Here is a 23708-nt window from a genome sequence, read left to right on the forward strand (position 1 = left end):
AAAGCGTTCTACTCTCTCCCTCGTTCACAAAACAATTCTTAACTGATCGGCATCGCGCTTGTCGCGGGCTTTTTAGTTTGCAATGAGGGATTCAATTAGCCTTTATTAGGATTTACCAAATACTTTTCGCCGGTTTTCTTGGCGTTGTACTTAGCAATTATCGCCGGATCCATAACCTGTTCCAGGGTGATTTCTTCGGTAAATTCGCTGGCAAACGTCGTGCTGATTTCATTCGCCACTCTTTTGTGCAATGCACCAATTTTTTCAGGCGTTAATTTGGCCAGGAAGCGCATCAACAACCAACCGCCAATTCCCCATGTCATGCCATAGGCACGATTTAGAATGGAAGGAGAAAAATCCAGCCCGCCATAAATGTAGACTTGTTTGTTTGTCGCAGAGCCATAGGTATTGAATCCTGTTGCGTCTTTACTTCCTGACATCTCCATAGCGGTAAGAATATCACTAACTAGGGTTCCACCGCCTATCGCGTCAAATGCTAAAGTAGCACCCGTTTCGTCGATGGCTTTGTACAAATCTGCTTTAAAGCTATCGCTGGAAGAATTACAAATATATTTAGCGCCGAGTTTTTCAAGAATATCTGCTTGTTCCTGTTTTCTGACGATATTGACCAAGGGTACACCCTCAGCAATACAGATTTTGTTCAGCATGATGCCAAGACTCGAAGCTGCGGCGGTATGCACTAGCGCTGTATGCCCTTCCATGCGCATGGTTTCAACCATACCCAATGCAGTCAGTGGGTTAACAAATGAAGAAGCTGCTTGGGCAGCTGTTGTACCTTCATTATGTAATAGGCATGCCTGGATCGGCACGCAGCAATATTCAGAATAAGTGGCACCAGACAATACACCAACGGTTTTGCCTAAAAGAGATTGTGCAGCAGGGCTTTCTCCAGCTGCTACCACAGTTCCAGCGCCCTCATTACCAATTGGCAGAACTTGGTCTAAACGAGACTTGATGCGCATTAACATGCTTTCATGCACAGGAGCGCTCAACGTTTTACTATTTGCGTCATAACTTGCTTCAGCCAAATTTGCCGGACCAAACATGGGCCACATATCTGAAGGATTGATGGGTGTTGCTTCAATACGAACAACGACTTCGTGTGGTTTCGGTGTGGGGACGTCTAATTCTTTAAGGGTGATTTCGAGCTTACCTTTAGATGTGATTTCGGTAAAAAGCTGCTTTGATGTTTTCATATACTTTTCCAAACAGGGTTAACTGATCAATTTCACCAAACTTAGCATGCCAACATCTATCATGCGAGTTAATAGAATTGTTAGATAAGTATAAGCTGTATATATTGAATTACCTGCCACACGAATAGGAGACATGTCACTGTGCGTACTATTAATAAACGAAATGGGTGAGCAATACTTACCTAATCAATTTGAATTCCATTAACACCCGCCAATTCTTTTTCAACGTGCTCTGCAAACAACTTTAATCTCAGAGGTTTATATCTATTTGGCAGAAAAGCAATGTGGATAGGCAACTCAGGCGCTTGCCATTGTGGAAGCACATTGATTAGCGCTCCTCTTTCGAGTTCTTCGCTAACAAACCATAAGGGCATAACCGCGATACCCAGACCTAATTTACAAGCCTCTTTGACAGCAAAAATATTGTTAGTTTGCATGGCTGCAGAAAACGTAATTTTTTCCACTCTGTTTGATTTTTTAAGCGGGACCGTTTGAGCTTCAAATGGACTTAAAGCGATAATCGGTAAGGAATGAATGGTGTCTATATTTATATCGCTTAACGTTGACTCTAATGATTTTGCCCCAACAAGCACACGTTTTACTTTTGCCAAAGGTTTAACTATCAAAGTGTCGTCTTGCACTGCGCCTATTTTTATCCAGCAATCACAGCCAACCTCGGTAAAACGGATCTGATCGTCATTGAGCTGCCAATTTAAATTGACGTTGGGATGCTGCAATTGAAACTCTGTTGCGATTCTTGCCAAGTGCAGTTGGCCTAACGCAACGGGTGCCACTACGTTCAATGCACCTTTCACTTCGCTATCGAAATTAATGTGCTTTTCTTCTAAAGATTCCCAATCTGCAAGGAGTGTGCGCGCATCCAGGAGTAATTCAGCACCCGCGTCTGTCAGAGCTAACGAATGGGTGTTTCTTCGCATCAATTGGGTTTTAAGTTTCGATTCCAATTCTACCAGATGCCGACTGGCTGAAGGTTGCGAAATCCCTAAATCTCTTGCAGCTGCACTAATGCTGCCACTTTCGGCTATGCGAACAAAGGTGCTCAATAAATTTAAACGATCAAAAGATTTACTCATGCATAATACGTATATCAATTATCATTGTTATCAGTCTACCGTATTTCAAAGAGATCGCTAGTATTTACTCATCTTCAACTAATGAGTAAATCTTATGAAACCTTTATTAAAACTATTTTCTATTACTACCTTGGCTATTTCGGCAAACCTTGCTGCTAAAAATGTCGAGCACAGCCCAAATCCTCTGTCCCAGATGAAAGCCGAGCATGTGATGATTTCGACTGACAACTACGATGAAACCATTGCTTGGTATCAAAACGTTTTGGATTTTTCCATTCGCCACGAGTGGACAGTACCGGAATTTCCAGGCGTGCGTTTGGCCTACGTTGAAAAAAACGACTTCATCATCGAAGTGGTGAGCACACCAGCAAAGTTCCAAAACAAAAAGACACCAAAGGATTTAGGTGAAGCCTTGAACGAACGAGGATTTGGCCATTTAGCTTTCTTAGTTGCTGATGTCGACCTAGTAGCGGCTGAATTAGTTAAGCGTGGAGTTGAATTGGTAGTTCCTCCAACAAGCTTTCCAGACGCTGGAAGACGCCTGATTTTTATCCAAGATAATAACGGCAATTACATCGAGTTTCTCACTCCATTATCTGCGTACGAAGCAAAGCTTTAATCAATCATTTTAAGGAGCATATTTAATGAACACGTCTAAAACATTTTTATTGGGTGGTACTGACTCGATTAACCGTATTGGTTATGGCGCTATGCGGTTAACCAATCAACCAAGTAACTTTGGTGCATACCCTAACTGGCAACAGGGCTTAGAATTGCTGCAGGAAGCGAGCGCATTGGGTGTCAACTTTTTTGATTCTGCCTATGCCTACGGGCCTGGTTGGGCGGACAAAATCATCGGCGAAGCATTTGGCAATCTAGACAAGAAACCATTTTTCGCAACCAAAGGGGGAGTGGATAAACCCGCACCAGGAAATATCGTCACAGATGGAAGCGAAAAAATGTTGCTTCAGCAGATTGATAAAGCCTTGGTCAATTTAAAAGTCGAACAAATTGATTTGTTTCAACTGCACCGAGTGGATCCCAACACACCAATTGAAATATCCGTTGCGGCCATTGCTAAGGCGCAAAAAGCAGGAAAAGTGAAGCATATTGGATTGTCGAATGTGTCAAGAGACCAACTCGATGCTGGGCTTTCGGTAGCCGCAATTGCATCTGTTCAAAACCGATTCAATCAAAATGAACAAGGTGACAATGACTTGGTTGATTATACACTTGCGAAAGGTATCGCATACATCCCTTATGGCCCATTAGGTGCACACCCTATGAAACAAGGGGCAGCGCTCCCGTCTCAGCAAGCACTTAAATGGCTGCTTGAGCGCTCCCCTAACATCATCGTAATTCCTGGCACCACCAGCATTACCCATTTGCGTGAAAACGTTACAACTTGGGAAACAATGTAAGGGGCAAAACATGATATTTCGACAGCTTTTTAGCAACTTAAAAATGAAGAACATTGTACTTTCAACAGTAAGTATTTGGTTAGGTGTTTACCCATTATTAACTGTTTTGGCGTTCGCCTTAGATCCCCTCTTATCTGGCCAGGAAGTGTATATCAGAACGTTGATTATGAGTCTGTTAATGGTGCCTCTGATGGTGCTATTTATCATGCCCTTTATAAATTACTTAACTTCGCAATTTTCAAAAGATGAAAAAAATTGAGGATAACACCATGAAAAGTAGAAACTTTATCGATAAAAAGATAGAAGCCCCGTTAGATGCCATTGCTGCAACTTCACAGGGTATAAACTCGAATAATACGCCCAATCAAAACACCAATACCTTTGGCATGCATTTCGCGCCGCACCTTGGTTTATTGAGTCCGGACAAAGGCATGTTTAGACATCATGCAGGTGACAATCCCGTTGAGCAAATACACTTTATGGCACAGCAAGGTTTTACCGCTATGGAAGACAATTGGATGGCAATTCGTCCGGTCGAGACACAAGTGGCAATAGGTGAAGCACTTAAAGACAACGGTATGAAGATGGGGGTTATCGTCAATACGATGCGTTACGCAGAACCCACTTTCGTGTTAAACACAAAAATAGAACGTGAACGTCTCATGCAAGAGGTGAGAGATACAGCAAAGGTAGCACAAAGAGTAGGCGCCAAATATGTCACTACATTATCAGGCACAGCTCACCCTTCTATGCATCGTGACTATCAAACAGCAAACATGATCGAAAACCTTAAATGGGCAGGTGAAGTGGCAGAAAAAGAAGGCTTGGTTCTAGCTGTTGAACCCATCAACCACAAAGGTTGGCCAGGGACTTTTTTAACAGAAATCGCCCATGGTTACCAAATCGCCAAAGCGGTGGATATGCCTTCAGTCAAACTGCTTTACGATTTCTGGCATCAACAAATTCACGGCGGAGACTTAATTGAAAACCTCGATGCGGCATACGACCAAATTGGCTATTTTCAAATTGCAGATAATCCAGGGCGTGTTGAGCCGGGCGTAGGTGAAATCAACTATGCACCAATTGTTAAACGAATAAAGGAAAAAGGGTTTAACGGCATCATTGGGATGGAGTTTGACAACTCCCATGATGGAAAAGCGGGCGAGCAAAAAGTCATTCAAGCTATGCGAGATATTGACCCAGCTTAGTTTTGTAACCTAAAAAAAGGAGAGAATCCATGAACAACTTTGCTGCAAAGTGGCTGGCTAGACGTTTTTTAATAGGAATCGTTCTTATGTTTATGCATACGCTCGCGTTTGCGAATCAAAAAATTGAAATAGATAACACTGTTGTCAATTATGTGGATGTGGGTCAAGGGCCTACTGTGGTACTTATCCATGGGCTGGGCGCAGATCTTACCCGCTTTGAGCACAACATTGAGTGTTTGTCGCGGCATTTTCGCGTGGTGGCTTTGGATTTGCCAGGCTTTGGTGACTCTGGCAAAAGCAAAGTCCCCTACAATGGGAAGTATTATGTCGATGTAGTCGAAAAACTTCGTCAGAGGCTGAATTTGGGCAAAATTACTTTAATAGGAAATTCAATGGGAGGATGGTTGAGTTTACTGTATGCACAAACTCATAACAGCCACTTAGATTCATTAATATTGATTGCACCCGCTTTTGTATTTGGGCTTCCGGAACGCATCTCAGCAGCAGCAATAATAAGTGGAGCGAAGCCCAAGACAAACATTCAAATGACCCAGTATATGCAAAGAGTTCTATACGAGAGTGATTTCTCTGACAAACAAATCCAAGACAATCTCGCCAAGCATCAGACAAAAAACCGAGGAGATGGAATTAAACAGGTGGCTTACTCACTGCAAAACAATGAGTTTGTTTTTACACCTTTGAGTGTCACCAAGATAACCCATCAAACTCTGATTATTCATGGTGATTCGGATGGCATCGTACCCGTTGTCACATCACAAAAGCTGAATGAGCTGTTGCCACATTCCAGGATGATTATCATTGAGCAATCGGGTCATTGGCCACAATGGGAAAATCATTCAGTAGTTAACCCGCTGCTCCTGGAATTCTTAGGCAAAAAAAGTTCACCTTAAGTTTGTTAAATTGGACGTTGCATAATACGCTTTGCCATACAAAAACGGTTTCATGCTTGTTGAGTGTTGTTATGCATCGATTTTTTGCAGTGTTATTGGTACTTGTGAGTCATGCTTGTTTTTCAGGTGCCCAAACGCTAGTTGTGGCGATATCAGATTTTCCGCCCTCGATTGATTTATCCGACGAAAACTACGGTATTCATGGAGCAATAGTGCTTGGTGCATTGAAAAAATCCGGACATCCTTTTGAATTAAAAATATTTTCCTGGAGCCGTATCAAACAAATGTTAAACAATGGAGAAGTCTGTTCATTTGGATGGGTAAAAAACACAGAGCGGTTAAAACGTTGGCACTTTTCTCGTCCTTACCATGCTGATGTGTCTTATTTGTGGGGTCGGAGAGATAATCCTATTCAGCTCCTAGAATTAAAAGATGCGTTAAAATACCGAATAGGCGTGACTCGTGGTTTTAGTTATGGACAAAAATTGGACGCGCTATTGAGCACCGTAGAAACGGATGAAGGCTTCGATGATACGGTTAACCTGCGTAAATTGTTAGCTGGCAGGATTGACCTGTTCCCCGGCCAGGCGTTGATCGTCGAGCCCATTTTAACGAATCGCTTTTCAGATCAAGCAAACGAGCTTGAGCCCAAAATCACTATCAATACATTGAGTCATCACTTTGTATGTAATATTAATGACGAACACGGCAAAGAGGTGATCAAAGCCATCAATCCACTCTTGCCCAATCTTCAAATTAATGACTAATTGCTACCTATTGAGCGCTATTTCGCGAGTTTGTTGTCTAGGCTAAAGCGACCGGTGCCTTGAGCAGCAAGCACAAGCAAACCAGCCATAATTGCCATATTTTTCACAAAGTTTTGCGTTTCGTGTTGCACGTTGCCACCTTCTGGCAAGTTCCAAAAATTATGCATAAAGATACTGATCACTAAGGTCAACCCAGCCAGAATAAATGCAGCGAGTTTTCCCCGAAAACCAACAATCAGCATTAGTCCACCTGCAATTTGTAGAACAATGGTAAGTACTAACAATACAGAAATCATAGGAACTTCATGTTTGGCCATGTATTGGCTCATCATTTCAAAGTTGGTGATTTTCTGAATGCCCGGCAAGATAAAATACAGCCCAAGCAAAAAACGCCCTAATAGCAAGATCGCAGGTTCTAGCAGTTTCATGTAATTTTCCAGCTATAACAATAATTTAACATCATATCAGTAAAACGAGTTGGGGGTCGAGCCTGGATTGATTTCACCTCCAACCTCATCGGGATCAATATCATTATCAAGAAGCACACCGCGGACAATCTCAATATGATCAAGGATGGTTTGATAATTATCTCCGTGATCAAATTTATTCACCTCGATGGCTTGTGGCATATAAGTAAACGCAATTTTTAGCGCGTGTAACTCATCTTTGTTCATTTTGATGTTCCTTTTTGGCATCTTGTCTCTAAACAAAGCTCAGTTTAGTTGAATTAAGAATTCCATGAGAATTTATTCAGGCTAATCAGGTCTATAAACAAGAAACAAAAAGACTAAAAAGTGTTTTTTTAAATCAAAAACCCAAACGGGCTCAATACCTAATTTTGGAGGACGTTATATTTAATCGGAGCACACATTTAATTGCCTTGTTGTGCATGATGTTTTTTAACGTCGGCGCATCAGCATATTGTATAGACAAGTGGGCATGTTTTTCTATTGAGCGAGATGATGACAAAGTTGAAGTGTATCTGATCAACAAAAAGCCTTATGTAATCACCTCTACTATTTCAATCGACACTCAAAACCTTGCTAGTAAAGACAGTTATGAAAACACCTATGAACAAACCAGAGTATTGCAAGGCTTAGAGCGCAAGAGAGTGTTGTTACTTAGCGCAAGAGACTCGCAGCGAAGGACTAGATACAGCCTCAACGCATTTAACTGGACACCAGGCAACATGAATGCCCAACATGATGACAGCCATGTTTATTTAAAACCTTATGCAGCGGGAGAGTATTTTCGTGTAGTGCAAGGGTATGGTGGAGGATGGAGCCATCGCGGCGCATCAAAATATGCGCTTGATTTCGACATGCCTGAAGGTACTCCTGTGCATGCTGCACGGGGCGGTACTGTGATTGATTTAACTGAGCGCCATTGGCGGGGTGGAGCGAGCCGCCGCTATGCCAGATATGCTAATTTTGTGACCATTTTACATAGCGATGATACCACAGGTGAGTATTACCACTTGCGACAAAATGGTGTAGTGGTCGAAGTGGGTCAAGAAGTAAAAGCAGGTGATTTAATTGGCTATTCGGGTAATACTGGATTTTCTTCGATGCCACACTTACATTTCGCGGTATATCGGGCGAAAAGCCGCGGCAATTTCGAGTCACTGCCGGTAAAGTTTGATGAACCAATACGATTACCTTGGTGGCAGCGTAAGTCTCGCTAATCTGACAATTTATTGAAACCAAGGACACCATGACCTCAGGCACACATGCCATTTGGCAACAAGATCTGTTACAAGCTTTAGCCTTGAATCAAGCCAAGCCTGAATCCAAATACGTTCAATTGGCAACGGTCAATACCTTAGGATTACCGGAGGTCAGAACGGTAGTGTTTCGAGGGTTCATTGAAAACACCTGCAAGATAGTTATACATACCGACCAACGCAGTGGCAAAGTTGAACATTTACAAGCGCAAACAGACATTGAAATCTGTTGGTACTTTGCTGAGTCGCGAGAGCAATTTAGGATTGCTGCCAAGGCCGAATTAGTTGACCAAGACAATGCAGATCAGCGTAACTTGAGATCAGAGCATTGGTCGCAACTGTCAGACGCAGCCAAGTCTTCTTACTTTTGGCCTCAACCTGGCCAGGTCTTAGGGCTAAATCAACCTGAGTTTGAACAGCAAGTGAATGTTGCACCTGAGACTCGCAACCACATAAGCGAACATTTCAGTTTGGTTATTTTAGACCCTTACAAAGTGGATCATTTGCAGTTAACCTCCCCTTATCACCAACGTAAGATTTTTGAGCTACACGGCGATGACTGGCGACATAGGCAAATCAATCCCTAGCGTCAGTCGAGTTTTGTTTGAAGATCATTGTTGAATGACGATCCGTCCGGTGGACACTGCCTCGCGTTTTATCCCGATATTAGGCGCCAACATAAATAGATCACCATTTTTCCCAGTCAAACTTCTTCGCACACCGCTTTGTTTTGCTATGGCTGCATTGGCGATCATGTGAACTTGTTCGCCATGAGTTGGCACAGCTACTTGAGGTTCTACCCAGCCGTACATTAGTTGCAATTCTTCCGCGCAAGGGTGCCCTGATGCATGGATGGTGTATTCAGATTCGTCTGCTAACACGGTTTTAATGTTTCGCGCGTTAAAGCGCTTAATCAAGTTTTCGATAGGTTTCTCATTACCTGGGATGATGATAGAGCTAAAGATAACCGTATCGCCTGCATCTAGCGAAACGTCTCGAAAACTATCTTGAGCAAGGCGGGAAAGTGCAGCTCTGGGCTCGCCTTGACTGCCTGTCGCAACCGCTAACACTTCTTCGGGTAACAAATAGCCTGTGTGATACGAATCAATGACCTCTAAATCCTCTGGCCAATGCCCAGTTGCTTTTGCTGCACCTACGGTATTTTGTAAAGAACGACCAAACAGCGAGAGATACCTACCGGTGCGTTTGGCAATTTTCGCCAACGTAATTAAACGGGCGATATTGCTGCTAAAGCATCCCACCACAACCCTTCCCTTAGCGGAGTCGATCAGCTGCTTTAAACCTTGATAACATTGAAACTCAGAAATTGAGTGACCTGCACGGGTCGCATTGGTGGAATCACAGACCATAGCGAGAATATCCTGCTTACTCAGTGCCTTAAATGGGGAGGGGTCAAAGGGCTTGCCAACCACAGGATTCGCATCAATTTTCCAATCGGCAGTATGAAAGATATTTCCTACGCTAGTGTTAATAACCAGCGCATGGGGTTCTGGGATGGAATGAGTGATGTTCAGCCACTTAACCTCAAACGGACCAATTATCTGTGTTTCATCGGTTTTCACCTCAATGATAGGAATATTCGGGTTACTGCCATCGCGAGCCAGCTTTCTGCGCAGTATCTCTGCGGTATAGGCAGTGGTATAAACCGGGCATTTAAAACGGTGCCAAAGGTAAGGGAGCGCACCAATATGGTCCTCATGCGCATGCGTAATGATGATCCCTGCCAAGTTTTCTTTTTGCCTGGTTATAAAGCTTGGATCAGCGCACACCACATCATGCTTAGGCCCAACTCCCACACCGTCAACAACTTTGAGCGATTCATCAAAAGTGACACCACAATCAACCATTAACCATTGATGATCATGCCCGTACAAATTCATGTTCATGCCAATTTCGCCGGTTCCCCCTAAAGGAAGAAACCACAAATCATGCCTACCAGGGACAAAAGACCGGATAAATTACTCCAACAACTCGTTAATGCTCGGCAATTATTATGCATGAACTGGTTAAAAAGTTTTATGACTATCTAAATTGCATAAAATCTGTCACAGTAATCGAGTATTTTTTAACCAATTGAGACAACTATAAAAATTAACTCGATTTGGGAGAGCTTATGTTTGTATTGCGACTGAATAAATCAGGTATGCCGCAAGCTTGGATAACGCCCGAGGAGGCAACCAAGTACTACGCTCAAGAGCGCGTGTTATTCGAACTTGGCGAAACCACAAAAATTATGCGTGGTGGACATAACAGTCAGGGCGTTCAAAGTACGATTGAACTTTCTTCCATTATTGCCTGCGAGGGCAAAGTGACAAATCTTGATGGCAAGATTTCATTGAGCAACCGTTATCTGTTTCGGCGAGATAATTTCCTTTGTTTATATTGTGGCCAAAAATTTAAACCATCGCTACTTACCCGAGATCACATTATTCCGCGCTCCCGTGGTGGCAAAGATCGTTGGGCAAATTGCGCTACCGCCTGTACAAGATGTAATTGCCACAAGGCAGATAGAACACCAGAGGAAGCTAACATGTCCCTGATCGCCGTGCCTTTTGTTCCCAATTTATATGAGCGCTTTTATTTAATGAATCGGCGCATACTGGCTGACCAAATGGCATTTTTGGGCAATCATTTTTCCAAAAATCAGCGATGGCGAATCGACGAGCCTTAAGTCGACAAGAAATTCCAAAGTCAGCTATCTTTCGCGAAATTCCTCTGTAATTTCATGGTGCAAATCGTTTACACTACGCGCAAATTTTATTCGCATTGAGGTTAGTTTTCGCGTGCAAATTGGCAATCTATTTCATCATCTGGTGGGGGTAATATCTGTCACAATTTATTTCCTGAACACGGTGTTTTGGGTCATACCTATCGTCGTGCTTTCGCTGCTCAAACTACTCCCAATCAAGTTGTGGCAAACAATAGTAAGCTACCCGCTCGATGGCTGTGCGACTGCCTGGATTACCATTAATAATCTAAATCAGCGTTTAACCAGCAACACCACGTGGAAAGTAGAAGGAGTAGAGACGCTCACGCTGAATGATTGGTATTTAGTGATTTCAAACCACCAATCCTGGGTCGATATCTTGGTGTTGCAACGTATTTTTAATCGTAAAATTCCATTTTTAAAATTCTTTTTAAAGAAAGAGTTAATTTGGGTCCCCTTTTTAGGTGTTGCCTGGTGGGCGTTAGATTTTCCCTTTATGCGCCGCTACAGCAAATCGTTTTTAGCCAAGAACCCTCATCTAAAAGGTAAAGACATGGAGAGCACACGAAAAGCGTGCGAAAAGTTTCGACATAAGCCGGTAAGCATCATGAATTTTGTAGAAGGTACTCGACTAACCGAAGAAAAATTGGCCCGACACAAAAGTGATTTCAACAAGTTACTCAAGCCCAAAGCCGGTGGAATGGCGTTTGTACTCAGTGCCATGGGTGATCAATTGCATAAATTGCTGGATGTCACAATTTATTATCCTCAGGGCATACCTACGTTCTGGGATTTCGTCTCGGGCAAAGTCAAAAACGTTCATGTGAAAGTGAACATTATGTCGGTTGATGAGCTGCTAAACAGCGATGCTTTTGCCATGGATTATTTTGATAACCCGGAACAGCGTGCGAAATTTCAACGCTGGTTGAACCAACTGTGGTCTGAAAAAGACCAAACTCTCATAAACATGTCTGCGAGCAATTAATAACGATGTTTAGTTTTTTACCTGCGTTTGTACTTTTTCCAATTCACTTTTTATTGCAAATCATAAATTTAGGTTTTTGGGCGATTCTTATTATATGTTTGGGTTTAGTTAAACTTGTTCTTCCTTTTGCGTGGGTAAAAGCAGTCCTTAACCCCATCATGCATTTTTTCATGTTTGCCTTTGGCGTTATTAGTGTATTGATTATTAAAGCAACTAATAGGGCCACATGGGACTATTCTGTAAAAGGCGAACTTAGCAAAAACAAGTGGTATCTGATGATGCCCAATCACCTTAGTTATCTAGATATTATTTTACTAATCGAATTTGCTGCCACGCGCATTCCGGCACCTAAGTTTTTCCTGAAAAAAGAATTGATCTGGCTGCCCTTTGTTGGTCTGGGTGCATGGGCGCTGGATATGCCCTTTATGCGTCGATACAGTCGCGAGTTTGTTGAAAAAAACCCGCATTTAAAAGGTAAAGATATTGAAACCACGCGCAAGTCCTGCGAAAAGTTTCAGCGCACCCCGACGACGGTTATCAATTTTGTTGAAGGCTCTCGTTACACACCTCAAAAACACCAGATAAAAGCCAGTACTTATCAAAACTTGCTTCCGCCTAAAGCCGGTGGAGTGGCATTCACTTTGGCAGCCATGGGGGAGTTGTTCACCAATATTCTTGATGTGACCATTCAGTATCCTGATAACACGGAACATCCCATGATGGATATACTATGCGGGCGTTTAGGTAGAGTTGTAGTGCACATTGATGTATTGCCGGTCGAGGAGCATATTATTGGAGATTATTTCAATAATGAGTCCTTTAGAGTAAGTTTTCAGCTATGGTTAAACTCTGTATGGGAACAAAAAGATAAATACATATCTCAATTGGTGGGTCCAAAATAATGCTTGAGCGTGAAACGGTACAAAATTGGTTAATGACCAAGCTAAGCCTCATTGACAAAGACGTCACGGAACAAAGTTGGTCTTTCCAGTTAACTGCAGTTTTATTGCTCATCGTTTTTGCCTACGTGATATTTAAATTTACTCATTTTGTGATGCGCGGAAGAATTGAAAAGCTTGTCGCGAAGAGCAAAAACAATTGGGATGATGAATTACAAAAGCATGGTTTTTTCAAACGCTGTGGCCATATCGTTCCAGCAATTTTCATTTATTTGATGACCCCATTGTTCCTCAGCGACAGTGATCTGCTATATAGCATCATTCAAAAATCCATGCTGATTTATATTGTTCTGTCGGTCGTTTGGGCATGCAGTGCATTGTTCAATACCGTTGAAGACGTCTATAACGCATCAGAACTGGCCAAACGAGCGCCTATCACCGGCTTTATTCAAGTTGCTAAACTAATCATCCTGATCATTGCCATCCTGTTGGTGATTTCCAGTTTGTTGAACAAATCTCCATTGTTGTTGCTTTCCGGTCTAGGTGCCGTGACAGCCATACTGTTGTTACTATTCAGAGATACCATTTTGGGCTTTGTAGCCGGAATTCAAATTGCCGCCAATCGCATGGTCAATACCGGCGATTGGATTGAACTGCAAAAATATGGTGCAGACGGTGAAGTCTTGGAAGTCGGACTTACTACAGTCAAAGTGCAGAATTGGGATAAAACCATTTCCACACTGCCAACCTATACGCTGATTAGCGATTCAGTGAAAAACTGGCGAGGCATGTCTGAATCCGGTGGTCGACGTATCAAACGCGCCATTAGAATTGACATAAAAAGTATCGATTTTTGTGACGCCTCAACCTTAGATCAATACAAAAAAATTCGTTATATCAGCGAGTATATAGAAAGAAAACTAGAGCAATTACGGGAATATCACAATCAGCAAAATATCGATGAGCAAGACTTGCTCAACGGTCGTCGATTGACAAATATAGGAACTTTTAGGGCATATGTCACTGCATATCTAAAAAACCATCCTCAATTGAATAAAGACATGACTATGATGGTGCGCCAGTTACCACCCACTGAAACTGGCTTGCCGCTGGAAATATATTGCTTTTGTGCGGATAAGAATTGGGTCAACTATGAAGGCGTTCAAGCCGATATATTTGATCATGTATTAGCCATGCTGCCGGTATTTAATTTGCGTGCATATCAACGAGTCAGTGATCAAAGTTAATCTTCGCACTAACCATTTTACTTTTCAGTAATCGAAGGTTCTGAAAGACTGAGCTTGCCTAGTTTGTTTAGTGTCAGCACGTGTATATATGCTTGTGTCGTGCTTTTTAAACGGCGTTCATAATATCTGGCAAAACAAGGGAAAATCAAAGCAAGAGAGATCACCCCAGCGACAACTTTTCCATCAAACAAAAACACTACTCCAACCAACAAACAGACAACTAAAAGGCTGCGAAAGAACTTTGAATCAGCTTCCAATCGGTGCACGTCTTGGGCTGCCGCAGGAGAACAGGTCAATAAAACCGAGCGCGACCATTGGAAAGTGTTGAGCGCTTTTTGTTCAGGTTCATCGATCAAACTGTCGCGCAAGTTGCTCGCACAGGTAAACGCACTTGTATTGCCATAGGGGTTTAGTTTTTCGCGGATCCCGTTGTAAAGCGGATCGATGTATGACCCTAGCAAGAAAATCAAATGCCCGAGAAAATAGGCAACCGCTAAAAAAGCCACCCACTTCTCCCCTGCACTATCAGGCGCGAAGATGATCTGCCCAAAAATCATGCTACCTACGTAGGGTTCCAAAATTGCAGTTGCAATGGAACCGGGCAATAAAATGGCAAAGAGATCGATGACACCCACATAGAATTCACTTGGTTTAGCCATGCCTATCGCTCCAAAAAGTTTCTAAAGTTAAGTATGGATAATAAACGCCTTCTCGCAACCTATGGCAGTAATATTACCGGTTGAAAACAGCGCATGATTCAAACCATGCGCTACGATGACAATATCGCCAATACTTGAGTCTAATTGTGACTGCCTGAATTCAGGCTCAACTGATAGGCAACATCCAGGGCATCAACGTAAGCGACTTCGTGATCTGGAGTAATACCGGTTTTTTCCCAGTTCTGTTGATTTGCAGATATCACTGGCTTTGACAACGAGATCCTGAAAACCAGCTCGTCAGTAATTTTTTTCACTCCCACATAAAAGCCTGCACCAGCGGTAATATCACCCACTACCACGGCCTTGTGGTTAGCTTGTAATACACCGGTAAAAAGCTCCGATGCGCTAGCTGTTGTGCGGCTTGTCAGTACCCACACCGGATAGTCTCCATGAAATTTTGTGTGGGCGCTTTTGTCCGTTATTTTTATGATATCGAGGATTTCATTATTACTATCAATGGTTTCCCACAGCTGAGTTTCCATAGGAAGAAAGTAGCTCAACATATATTGAGCCAACCAAGGTGAACCGCCTAACGTATCTCGCAAATCCACAATCAGCCCATTGCTGTTTTGTAAAAATTGAAATGCAGCATCAACCGTTCGCCTGGCGTTTTCATCCGGATGAAACTTATTAAATTTCAAGTAACCGATATTTCCGGATAAGTACCTCACTTCTTCAAAAGAGTAATTATAAGTAAGCTTCCCTTCTGCGTGTTTAAGTATGTGTGTCAACTCTTCCCCTGGCTCTAACGTATAAAGGCTTAAATGTTTGTCACCAGTAATAGCACGCACGTCATCACCAATCACCTGCGCAAACGCTTTAATTGAGGACAAATTGGTATAGTGGCCGAGGGTCAATCGGTTCGAGAATATTTGCCGCAATTGTGGGACAACCTGCGGTTCGATATAGTTTTCTTCCATCACGTCCAACGTCTGCTCGATGAGTAACTTGACGTGTTCTGACTGCATATTCGCCTGCTTGGCCTGCACCGAAGTGAGCAGGCCAACACTCAGCAGCATCACTAATGCAAGCTGTCTTAAATGGTTTAAATCGATTTTATAATTCATTGTGTTACCTCTTTTCAATATTCATATCAACAGTGGCCAGAAATAGCCAAAAAGCACTTTAGATCGTTGATATTCAGAGGTAAGCGTTGATTATCCTAAATTGAAGGCCTGTGTCTTTCCATCCAGATATTCGTATTCGAGCAACTGGGTGATTGACAAACCATTTGACAGGGAGCGGTTCCGTTATTAAATGTGCATCAGAGTGTAAAACTGAGAACAATGTGCTGATTACGTCGACAAGTCGCCAATCAGGTTGTTGTTTGTAATGCTGAAAATGACTGGCATTAGACGCAGTAGAAGTAACAGCCAACGAGTCGTCTAAAGAAAATGCATTGGAATAAGCTGTTGTCGAGGAAACAAAGGTTGCGTCAGATGGGGACTGATTTGTTGACGTTGACTCTGCAATCAAGCACAGCCATGTGCACAATAAAACTGCGACACCGCATTTCCAGAACTGATTCAATCCGATTACTTGCACGTGTGACTAAACTCACCACTTCACATGCAATGGTTATGGTGGCGACGAATTGATAAATCAAGCGGCATCATGCTATAGCTTTTGTCATTGCCCCAACAGCACTCTTGCTCGTTTTGCCTGATTTGTAGAAAAATGTTGTTCTAACCATGCTTGTTGATTGTCGTTTGGCACCTTCTCATATACCTCTTTTAGTTGTTCAACACGCGCTTTAAATAGGGCTTGTTTATCCCAACTTGCTTCCAGTCTTGATGCAGCTTGATCACCAAATTGTGCGCGTACTAATGCTAACTTATGTTGATTGGAGGTAGGCATTTGCTTGATTCGGTGCAAAGACTTTAGTTGCAACGATGGCTCGAAGGCTTGTTTTTCACTTTCCGGCATACTGTCGAAGTGGTGTTGAAGCAACGCTGATTTTTGTGCCTGGCTAAGAGTCGAGTCCTTAGCGATCTTGTAGCGTGCTAGTGCATTGCTTTCAATTTTTTGCTCTAGTCCAAAAAGCACATGAATTTCGTTTTCGGAGAAAAATTGGTATTTAAGATCATTGATTTGAGCCAGCCGATATTCGATTTCAGCCACAGCAGAGGAATAGTTCACCGTCTGCGCTTCGACCTCAGAAAGTGCAAGCTTATAGTCAACGTACCGTTCGAACAAAGCAACAAATTGCTCGCAACCTTGGGCATTTAATTTTTCTGACAAACAATATTGATTGGCCAAAGCCAGCAAGGCGTCTTTAGCTTGGGATTCAGCGTCTAATATCAGCGCATCAAATACATCCTTAATTCCTTCAAAGAGAACAAAGTTTTTTCCCTTTTGCACAATGGCTGGCAACACTGAGAGATCCGTTTTAACCTTTAGATTGAACGCGTCTTGTTTTGCCACAGAAACGCTTTTGCTAATGTGATCAGACGCAGGCTGGGGATCATTACTGTACAAAACATAAGCAAGTGTTGCAGCACTGACGCTGCATACACTGCTTAGAATGATGACTGCTTTGTTCATCAAAGGCCCATTTGTTTTAGGCGATTGCCATGTCTAAGGAAAACTTGCACAGGATCGGTTTCGAACAAGTGATGAATACCGAACGTCTGATTCACTTCATCTAAATGATTCATTCTGTAATTGTCCTTGAGCACATAGCCTAGATGAGAACTGCAAGAAGACACTAATCCGTCGCTGGGTTCATTAAACGCCAGGCCCAGAATTGCAATCACAGGGTCAGCAATATCAAAAACGTTGGTGTAGGTAGAGGCGCCGCTCCAAGAAAAATAGTAAACATCGTTATCTGCCAGCAGATCCCCATTGTTGGCACAATAGCTTGTTGGCATGCCTTCTGGGTAGAGGCTATTAAATTGCAACGTTTTTTCCGTAGTGAGGGCCTCAAGTGCAGCAATGGTGTCGGTAGGAAGATTGTTTGGGTTACTCCCAGAAACAAGCTCTAAAAAATTGGTAAACGCATTTGTCACCGTTCCGGCAACCGCTTCTAGTCCTGAATTTTCAGGCAGTTTGTCACGAACTAAATCTGCCACACTGGAGCCCCAATTAACCCCAGCTACTGAGGTCGCCGATGCCACCAACTCAGGTGCAACACTGGCAACATATCTTGCGGTTGGACCACCATGACTATGGCCGATTAGGTTAACTTTTTCTGCGCCAGTTAAGGCGATGACATCTTCAACGTAGGCAAGTAATTGTTCACCACGAACTTCGGTAGAGTTAGCCGGTGATACTGTCGCTACAAATACGGTTGCACCGTTGTTGGCTAACTTACTGGGCACTTTATAAAAGTAATCTGCCCACAGAATGTCATCAAAGCCAAACAGGCCATGAACGAGTACAATGGGATACTTAGTTTTAGCGTAGGTGCCTGCTAGAGCCGCATTGGACCAACTCAAGATTAAACTCATCAGACTAATCACTAACAACAATCTTTTCATGTCTTTTCCTATGTGTGTTTTTTAATATTTTTATCGAATGTAGAGCAAGAGGTAAGACGTCAGACCTCTTGATGTAAATGATTGGTTAACAGATTAACAATTGCAACACTTTTCGGTTAATAAAATAACCACAACAAGAGTTATGGCCAATAACTTTACATGATAAAGAAAAGTTTAAAGAAATTAAAAAATCATTTTTTAATATATTTTTCATATAGTTATACAGAGTTTAAAGATTAACGAAATATAAGAAGTTGACACATAGATGGCTCGACATTCAAACCGGTGATATTAAACATTTATTTAACATATGATCACAATTTAGTCAGCCATGAAACTTGTCAGGATTCTTTAGCACTAACTTGTTAGCGTTTTCCCCAATCAATAATGATTAAAACTATGAAACTAGAACAATTAAAACGAAGTAAAGGCGAGTTTCAGCAGCCCGTCGATGAGTTAACCTTACAACGCAGCTTGCAGCATGAGCTTAGCGATGAAAACGTTCTAGCAGTTAAAGAAATTGATGCGGGGTTCTTCAACAATACGTATTGTGTGGAAACTTCTAAAAATAAGTATATTTTGAAAGTTGCTCCGGTATCCGGTGCGGACGTTTTTTACAATGAGCGATACTTAATGCAACGGGAGCGATCCCTAGCTGACACCTTGCACAAGGTCAGTGAGCTGATACCTGACTATCTGCGCTTTTTCAAAATTGCTCAGCGCGACGCCTTTTTGCAACCCTTTATCGAAGGGAAACTTTGGCATGATGTTATTGATGAGTTAACCGAAGAGGAAAATACTCAGCTGTGGCAACAATTAGGACAATTTGCTAAAACCCTACACAGTGTCGAGGGCGAATCCTTTGGATACCCTGATCCCTTTGTGCGTTTCGAACGATGGTCCGAGTTTATCACAGACAATGTGACTGGCATGATCGATGATGCCAAGCGACTAGGCGTTTATCATTCAGAAATACAAGCCTATGAATCGCTATTGCCGTATTTTTTTGAAGACTTGGACGAGATCAAAAAAGCAAACCTTCTTCATGGCGATCTATGGCCTAGAAACGTCATCATTGAAGGCCAAAACAAAGATATTCATATCAAGGCGGTATTGGATGCTGAAAGAGCATTTTGGGGTGACCCGATCAGCGATTGGGTGTTAATCCAATACGGTGTGCCCGAGGCATTTTGGCAAGGTTATGGTCAGAATATAGTGACGATCGCCAATCCTGCGGTAGTTCAAGTGTACAAAGGCATGTATTTTTTATTGAATATTATCGAAGCTACGAGGTTTGATGAATCTGATGAGGCGCCCAGAAAAGCGCTTTATAGAGTAAATCAAAAACTAGATAGCAGGAGGAGCAAATAACTCAAGCCGCTGTGTGCGAGACGCTGTTGCTCAGTGAGTATGAATCAAACGGCGGTTGTGTACGTGGAGCGGAATCTCTTGTAGATAAACAGTTGGCGCAGGTTGTAAGAATTCTAATCGCAAACTGCCGGAAAATACTGAAATGATGCTAACGCCGGCAACGCGCGTAAAGGCACCCCTAGACCGAATTGGCTTCCATATGTAAAATTAAGCCACAAATGTTATACAGCATTCTGAATCTTTGGCTGGAAATCTGGCAGGACTGACACTGACATGTTTACAGCGCCAATCACGAACCTACTTTTTTATTTCTAAAACTCCCAAGGATACAAATGAGACGTGACGCTATAGATATCATTCACTATCAAGAAATTTGGCAAGAGCAATTCAATCTAGCAAAAGAAGACCTTGAACTTGCCTTGGGAGAAATTTCAGTTTGCATTGAACACATAGGCTCTACGTCCATCCATGATATGCCATCTAAAAATAGGATAGATATTCAGATTGGAGTTAGAGATATTTCAGGTGAGTGTTGTGAACTAATTAATACGAAGCTGATGGCGTTTGGCTTCCCGGCTGCCTATATTAGCGTTGATCACCTGCCCCCGAATGAGGCAGATGAACAACAGTGGAAAAAGATCTATTTACAAGGTCGCACTAATAGATGGAACTTTAAAGCCAATATTCATATTCGAGCCGTCGGAGCTAAAAATTTTAACTACGCTCTGTTATTCAGAGATTACTTAAGGAATAACTCTGAAGCGGCTATAGCTTATGCGAGATTAAAAAAGTCATTGGCAAAATACACACAATTTGACAGGAACGCTTATTGCGAAGTTAAAGACCCCGTATGTGATTTAATTATGATAAATGCAAGAAATTGGGCCGAGTGTAGAGAGTAGATTATTTATTAGCTGAATAGGGATATTAGTAGCGTGCTTTTTTCTGTCATAAATCGTCAGCAGAAAACCTAAAAGTGAAGGTCTGCTTTTTATCTTTTGCTGCCGCTGAGAAACCACATAGCCAACTTCCGCTTTGGAAATAGAGCGGGACTTCGATTCGTCCTTTATTTCAGGATTGTCGGCAACAATGGACGCTCACTTTAAAGAATAGTCTTATCGCAACCCTTTCTATTCTCTTCTGATAGCAATGTTGGCTGGTTGAATGACGTCAATACGTACTATTTAGTGAAAAAAGTGGTCGTACCCCATTTTCCGAAGCTAAAAAAACACCATTTTAGTATGCTTGTTCAAGATTTCCATATGACTACTCGAATACCTTTCAACTTCACTTATTTTGCAAATATATGTGAGAGATATAATGAACATATACGACTTCCTTGTTTCAAACCGAATTGATCAATAATTTCAACTTCTTGTAATAGCAGTTACTAGCTATTGGAAAACGTAACGCAAAGCTAACTGGCACGAACAGAATGCGATAATTGTGGAAGCCTCGTATTGTGTTTGCGTCCCAGTGACCAGAGGGGACGAGTTTAGCATCTTGTTAAGTGCCGAGAATGAATGCATTGATTGATTTAGTGCTCTTCCGATTTTTTGAAGCCGAGCAACACTGCTGTTGCAATTAGTCCAAAGCCAGACATACGATTTATTAACGCGTGATACTTACTATGAAGTTTTTGAGCTAGCCAACTTGAGCTAAAGCCATAGAAAAGCAAAAACAGTCCGTCTATAGCGATGTACGTAACACCTAGTACAAAAACCTGAGGTGCCAGTGAGTGATTTGGATTTAAAAACTGTGGAAACAGAGCTGCAAAAAACACTACGGCTTTTGGATTGGCAGCAGAGGTAATAAACCCGCGTAACCATAAATTAAGCAAAGGTGAAGTTGGGTTAATAGATGATTTTGGCTGTTGTTGAAACGAAGAACGAATTGTCTTAATGCCTATCCAAATAAGATAAGCCACGCCACCCCATTTGATGACCGCAAAGCCAAACTGGGATGATGTTACAACGGCAGCCAAACCAAACCCTGCCAGAGCTATTTGAATCGCATTCGCACATAAATCTCCCGCGGCAGTTGCCAGCGACTTTTGGAATCCGTTTGCCATGCCGACGGAAACCATCAGTAAATGACTAGGCCCAGGGCTGACCATGAATAAAAGAACAGTCGCCACGTATAGCAGCCAGATATCAAAATTCATAATGTATTTACCGAGTTATTTTAAACTGAATGACAACGGTACGTAACAACTTGTTATGGAGAATTCACAGTAACTCGCAGTCTGTTTCATGCGCTGAATCTCCACACCCTTTATTAATATTAGTAGCTTATTGCTAATTACCCGATAATTTCTGCTAAATTATTTGAGTATTACTGAGAATTCTAAGCGAGCAAATACCACTATAGACTGGAGATATTTAACTAGCCAATGGACGTTTCAACTACAAGTCGACTCAGCCTTTAGTCCGGGATTGGGGGCGAAAGCGAGCGTTCAACACTACTTAAATTGCGCCCCCGGACATCAAATTCGAACATTTGTTGTGCGATACTGCACTTTCCAGAGTTACTTGAAGGACATTACAAGATCGAGGTACTTTACTTCATCGTCCGCAATCTCACCGTCAGAGTCTGATATTTCCTTTGCTAAGGTTTGAGCTTTTGCGACTGCGCCAAGCTCAGATATCTCCTGCATAAGATTTGACAGATATAATAAAATTTGGTCTTCAGAGCACCCTATCATTCCGTTAATTTTTAAAATACAACTTCTTTGGAATGACTCTGCACTGATAACTGAATCCCACTCAATAGTTTCCAAAAGCTCATCAATGTACTTCTGCTCTTCTAGGGAAACACGCCTGTCGACCTTGTAAAAAAATGTCGCCAGCTCTATGAGTCTTTCACTAACACTTTGCTCGCTGTCATTTAGTAACGACGAGACTTTATCTTTAAAAACATCAAAAATATTCAACTCTATCACTCCGTACCTATCTCAAAAAAATTCCGAATAACGCTTTGCAGTTGGGATTATCAGCGCTTTTCCAGCCAGTAAAATTACTACTATGATGCACTTGGTAGGTCCACTATATACTAGATCGATATTTTTCAGTTAAGAATCGAGGTGTCAAAACACATGATCCGAATCTGATACTGAATCCTCTGTTTGCACTTTCCAGCCAAATTCGGAATTACGCAAAAATGTATTTGGCGATGTCAGCAAATTCATAAACTAAACGGTGGGTAAAGGTGTGTAGAGAGTGCTTATCTCGCCGGGCAATCAAATTTTTTAAAAAAAAAATGAATATTTTTTGTTCAATTAGTATGCGATTTCTAATCTTGCTCCGTATCATGCACCCAATTCGACGAGAAACCTATTTATAAACAATTTTGGAGTAATACAAATGAACAACATCGAAATGATTAAAGAAACTGCTGCTAACGCTGAAGAAATGGCTCGTAACATCTGGTTGGCTGGTATTGGCGCATACGGTAAAGGATACGAAGAAGTTAAAGGTCGTATCGAAACTCTTTCTACTGATTCAAACAAAGTTTTTGCCGAGTTAGTTGCTAAGGGCGAAAAAATCGAAGCTCAAGGTAAAGTGAAAGTAGAAGAAGTTAAAACTAAAGTTGCTGAGAAAACTGAAATCGAAGCACGTGTTGAAACACTTCGCACTAAACTTGGTTTTAACAAAACTGACGCTGACCAAAAAATCGAAGAGCTAAACGCTAAAATCGATGCTTTGACAGACGTTGTTGCTAAACTAGCAGCAAAAAAAGCCTAAGTTAAACATCTTATGATGTAAAAAAGGGTGCCCTAGGGCACCCTTTTTTTATATCTATGACCCGTCCTAAATAACGTTGACACTTTCCAGCCTTAAATTGGAGAGTGTAATGCAATCAATAAGTAAGCGTACCCAGCGCGACTATTCGCTCGCTTTTAAATTGTCAGTTGTTGACCAAGTAGAAAAAGGAGAAATG

Annotated in this window: 26 protein-coding genes; 14 read left to right on the plus strand and 12 right to left on the minus strand. The window is 42.0% G+C overall.

The window, feature by feature from the left end:
• Positions 1–95: 95 nt before the first annotated feature.
• Positions 96–1217, minus strand: coding sequence for a zinc-binding dehydrogenase (locus FM019_RS11695; RefSeq protein WP_143836116.1), 1122 nt, complete (start codon positions 1215–1217; stop codon positions 96–98).
• A gap of 182 nt (positions 1218–1399) precedes the next feature.
• Positions 1400–2311 (minus strand): LysR family transcriptional regulator, encoded by a 912-nt coding sequence (locus FM019_RS11700; RefSeq protein ID WP_143836117.1) that lies wholly within the window; start codon positions 2309–2311, stop codon positions 1400–1402.
• A 94-nt stretch (positions 2312–2405) separates the two neighbouring features.
• Here FM019_RS11700 and FM019_RS11705 point away from each other — a divergent pair, with 94 nt between their 5' ends.
• The 5 genes from FM019_RS11705 to FM019_RS11725 all read left to right on the plus strand — a co-directional run bounded on the left by FM019_RS11705 (position 2406) and on the right by FM019_RS11725 (position 6618).
• Positions 2406–2930 carry a VOC family protein gene (locus FM019_RS11705; protein WP_143836118.1) on the plus strand — a complete coding sequence of 175 codons (525 nt, stop codon included), beginning with the start codon at positions 2406–2408 and terminating at the stop codon, positions 2928–2930.
• Positions 2931–2955: 25 nt separating this feature from the next.
• Positions 2956–3732: an aldo/keto reductase gene (locus FM019_RS11710; protein WP_143836119.1), complete on the plus strand. Its 777-nt coding sequence runs from the start codon at positions 2956–2958 to the stop codon at positions 3730–3732.
• Positions 3733–4001: 269 nt separating this feature from the next.
• Positions 4002–4940: a hydroxypyruvate isomerase family protein gene (locus tag FM019_RS11715; RefSeq protein ID WP_185969266.1), complete on the plus strand. Its 939-nt coding sequence runs from the start codon at positions 4002–4004 to the stop codon at positions 4938–4940.
• A 29-nt stretch (positions 4941–4969) separates the two neighbouring features.
• Complete coding sequence (locus FM019_RS11720; RefSeq protein WP_143836121.1) at positions 4970–5851, plus strand: alpha/beta fold hydrolase; 882 nt, start codon at positions 4970–4972, stop codon at positions 5849–5851.
• 71 nt (positions 5852–5922) lie between these two features.
• Positions 5923–6618, plus strand: a complete 696-nt coding sequence (locus tag FM019_RS11725) for a substrate-binding periplasmic protein (protein WP_143836122.1) — start codon at positions 5923–5925, stop codon at positions 6616–6618.
• A gap of 17 nt (positions 6619–6635) precedes the next feature.
• On the opposite strand, the gene FM019_RS11730 is transcribed toward FM019_RS11725, so the two are convergent.
• Complete coding sequence (locus tag FM019_RS11730; protein ID WP_143836123.1) at positions 6636–7046, minus strand: DoxX family protein; 411 nt, start codon at positions 7044–7046, stop codon at positions 6636–6638.
• A 36-nt stretch (positions 7047–7082) separates the two neighbouring features.
• Entirely contained in the window at positions 7083–7292 is a 210-nt protein-coding gene (locus tag FM019_RS11735; protein WP_185969267.1) for a penicillin-binding protein, read from the minus strand.
• Between the two features lie 215 nt (positions 7293–7507).
• On the opposite strand from FM019_RS11735, the gene FM019_RS11740 reads away from it, so the two are divergent.
• Both FM019_RS11740 and FM019_RS11745 read left to right on the plus strand, forming a co-directional pair.
• On the plus strand, positions 7508–8302 hold the full coding sequence (locus FM019_RS11740) for a M23 family metallopeptidase (protein ID WP_143836125.1): 795 nt from the start codon (positions 7508–7510) through the stop codon (positions 8300–8302).
• Between the two features lie 29 nt (positions 8303–8331).
• Positions 8332–8928, plus strand: a complete 597-nt coding sequence (locus FM019_RS11745; protein ID WP_143836126.1) for a pyridoxamine 5'-phosphate oxidase family protein — start codon at positions 8332–8334, stop codon at positions 8926–8928.
• A 24-nt stretch (positions 8929–8952) separates the two neighbouring features.
• Here FM019_RS11745 and FM019_RS11750 read toward each other — a convergent pair whose 3' ends face one another.
• The gene (locus tag FM019_RS11750; protein ID WP_143836153.1) at positions 8953–10242 is read right to left on the minus strand and encodes a ribonuclease J; all 1290 of its coding nucleotides are present in this window, start codon (positions 10240–10242) and stop codon (positions 8953–8955) included.
• 233 nt (positions 10243–10475) lie between these two features.
• On the opposite strand from FM019_RS11750, the gene FM019_RS11755 reads away from it, so the two are divergent.
• From FM019_RS11755 to FM019_RS11770, 4 genes are all read left to right on the plus strand, one after another.
• The gene (locus FM019_RS11755) at positions 10476–11033 is read left to right on the plus strand and encodes an HNH endonuclease (protein ID WP_143836127.1); all 558 of its coding nucleotides are present in this window, start codon (positions 10476–10478) and stop codon (positions 11031–11033) included.
• A gap of 118 nt (positions 11034–11151) precedes the next feature.
• Positions 11152–12054 carry an acyltransferase gene (locus tag FM019_RS11760; protein ID WP_143836154.1) on the plus strand — a complete coding sequence of 301 codons (903 nt, stop codon included), beginning with the start codon at positions 11152–11154 and terminating at the stop codon, positions 12052–12054.
• A gap of 5 nt (positions 12055–12059) precedes the next feature.
• Positions 12060–12956, plus strand: a complete 897-nt coding sequence (locus FM019_RS11765; RefSeq protein ID WP_143836128.1) for an acyltransferase — start codon at positions 12060–12062, stop codon at positions 12954–12956.
• Entirely contained in the window at positions 12956–14200 is a 1245-nt protein-coding gene (locus tag FM019_RS11770) for a mechanosensitive ion channel family protein (protein ID WP_143836129.1), read from the plus strand. Before FM019_RS11765 ends, FM019_RS11770 begins: the two co-directional genes overlap by 1 nt.
• A 17-nt stretch (positions 14201–14217) precedes the next feature.
• On the opposite strand, the gene FM019_RS11775 is transcribed toward FM019_RS11770, so the two are convergent.
• The 5 genes from FM019_RS11775 to FM019_RS11795 form a co-directional block, all read right to left on the minus strand.
• A complete protein-coding gene (locus tag FM019_RS11775) occupies positions 14218–14859 on the minus strand; it encodes a hypothetical protein (protein ID WP_143836130.1) in 642 nt (213 codons plus the stop codon).
• Between the two features lie 140 nt (positions 14860–14999).
• Positions 15000–15986 carry a S41 family peptidase gene (locus FM019_RS11780; RefSeq protein ID WP_143836131.1) on the minus strand — a complete coding sequence of 329 codons (987 nt, stop codon included), beginning with the start codon at positions 15984–15986 and terminating at the stop codon, positions 15000–15002.
• 73 nt (positions 15987–16059) lie between these two features.
• Positions 16060–16449: a hypothetical protein gene (locus FM019_RS11785; protein WP_143836132.1), complete on the minus strand. Its 390-nt coding sequence runs from the start codon at positions 16447–16449 to the stop codon at positions 16060–16062.
• A 99-nt stretch (positions 16450–16548) separates the two neighbouring features.
• On the minus strand, positions 16549–17463 hold the full coding sequence (locus FM019_RS11790) for a lipase secretion chaperone (protein WP_143836133.1): 915 nt from the start codon (positions 17461–17463) through the stop codon (positions 16549–16551).
• Entirely contained in the window at positions 17463–18398 is a 936-nt protein-coding gene (locus tag FM019_RS11795; protein ID WP_143836134.1) for a lipase family alpha/beta hydrolase, read from the minus strand. The genes FM019_RS11790 and FM019_RS11795 overlap by 1 nt, the downstream gene beginning before the upstream one ends.
• Positions 18399–18797: 399 nt before the next feature.
• Here FM019_RS11795 and FM019_RS11800 point away from each other — a divergent pair, with 399 nt between their 5' ends.
• Both FM019_RS11800 and FM019_RS11805 read left to right on the plus strand, forming a co-directional pair.
• On the plus strand, positions 18798–19769 hold the full coding sequence (locus FM019_RS11800; protein ID WP_185969268.1) for a phosphotransferase family protein: 972 nt from the start codon (positions 18798–18800) through the stop codon (positions 19767–19769).
• A gap of 332 nt (positions 19770–20101) precedes the next feature.
• A complete protein-coding gene (locus FM019_RS11805) occupies positions 20102–20671 on the plus strand; it encodes a GrpB family protein (RefSeq protein WP_143836136.1) in 570 nt (189 codons plus the stop codon).
• A 635-nt stretch (positions 20672–21306) separates the two neighbouring features.
• Here the strand turns inward: FM019_RS11805 and FM019_RS11810 are convergent.
• Complete coding sequence (locus FM019_RS11810) at positions 21307–21933, minus strand: LysE family translocator (protein WP_143836137.1); 627 nt, start codon at positions 21931–21933, stop codon at positions 21307–21309.
• A 363-nt stretch (positions 21934–22296) separates the two neighbouring features.
• Complete coding sequence (locus FM019_RS11815; RefSeq protein WP_143836138.1) at positions 22297–22701, minus strand: hypothetical protein; 405 nt, start codon at positions 22699–22701, stop codon at positions 22297–22299.
• A gap of 430 nt (positions 22702–23131) precedes the next feature.
• On the opposite strand from FM019_RS11815, the gene FM019_RS11820 reads away from it, so the two are divergent.
• Positions 23132–23512 carry a phasin-related domain-containing protein gene (locus tag FM019_RS11820; protein WP_143836139.1) on the plus strand — a complete coding sequence of 127 codons (381 nt, stop codon included), beginning with the start codon at positions 23132–23134 and terminating at the stop codon, positions 23510–23512.
• Positions 23513–23708: the final 196 nt, after the last annotated feature.

Origin of the sequence: Aliiglaciecola sp. M165, assembly GCF_007197995.1 — a bacterium.
Taxonomy (GTDB): Bacteria; Pseudomonadota; Gammaproteobacteria; order Enterobacterales; family Alteromonadaceae; genus Aliiglaciecola.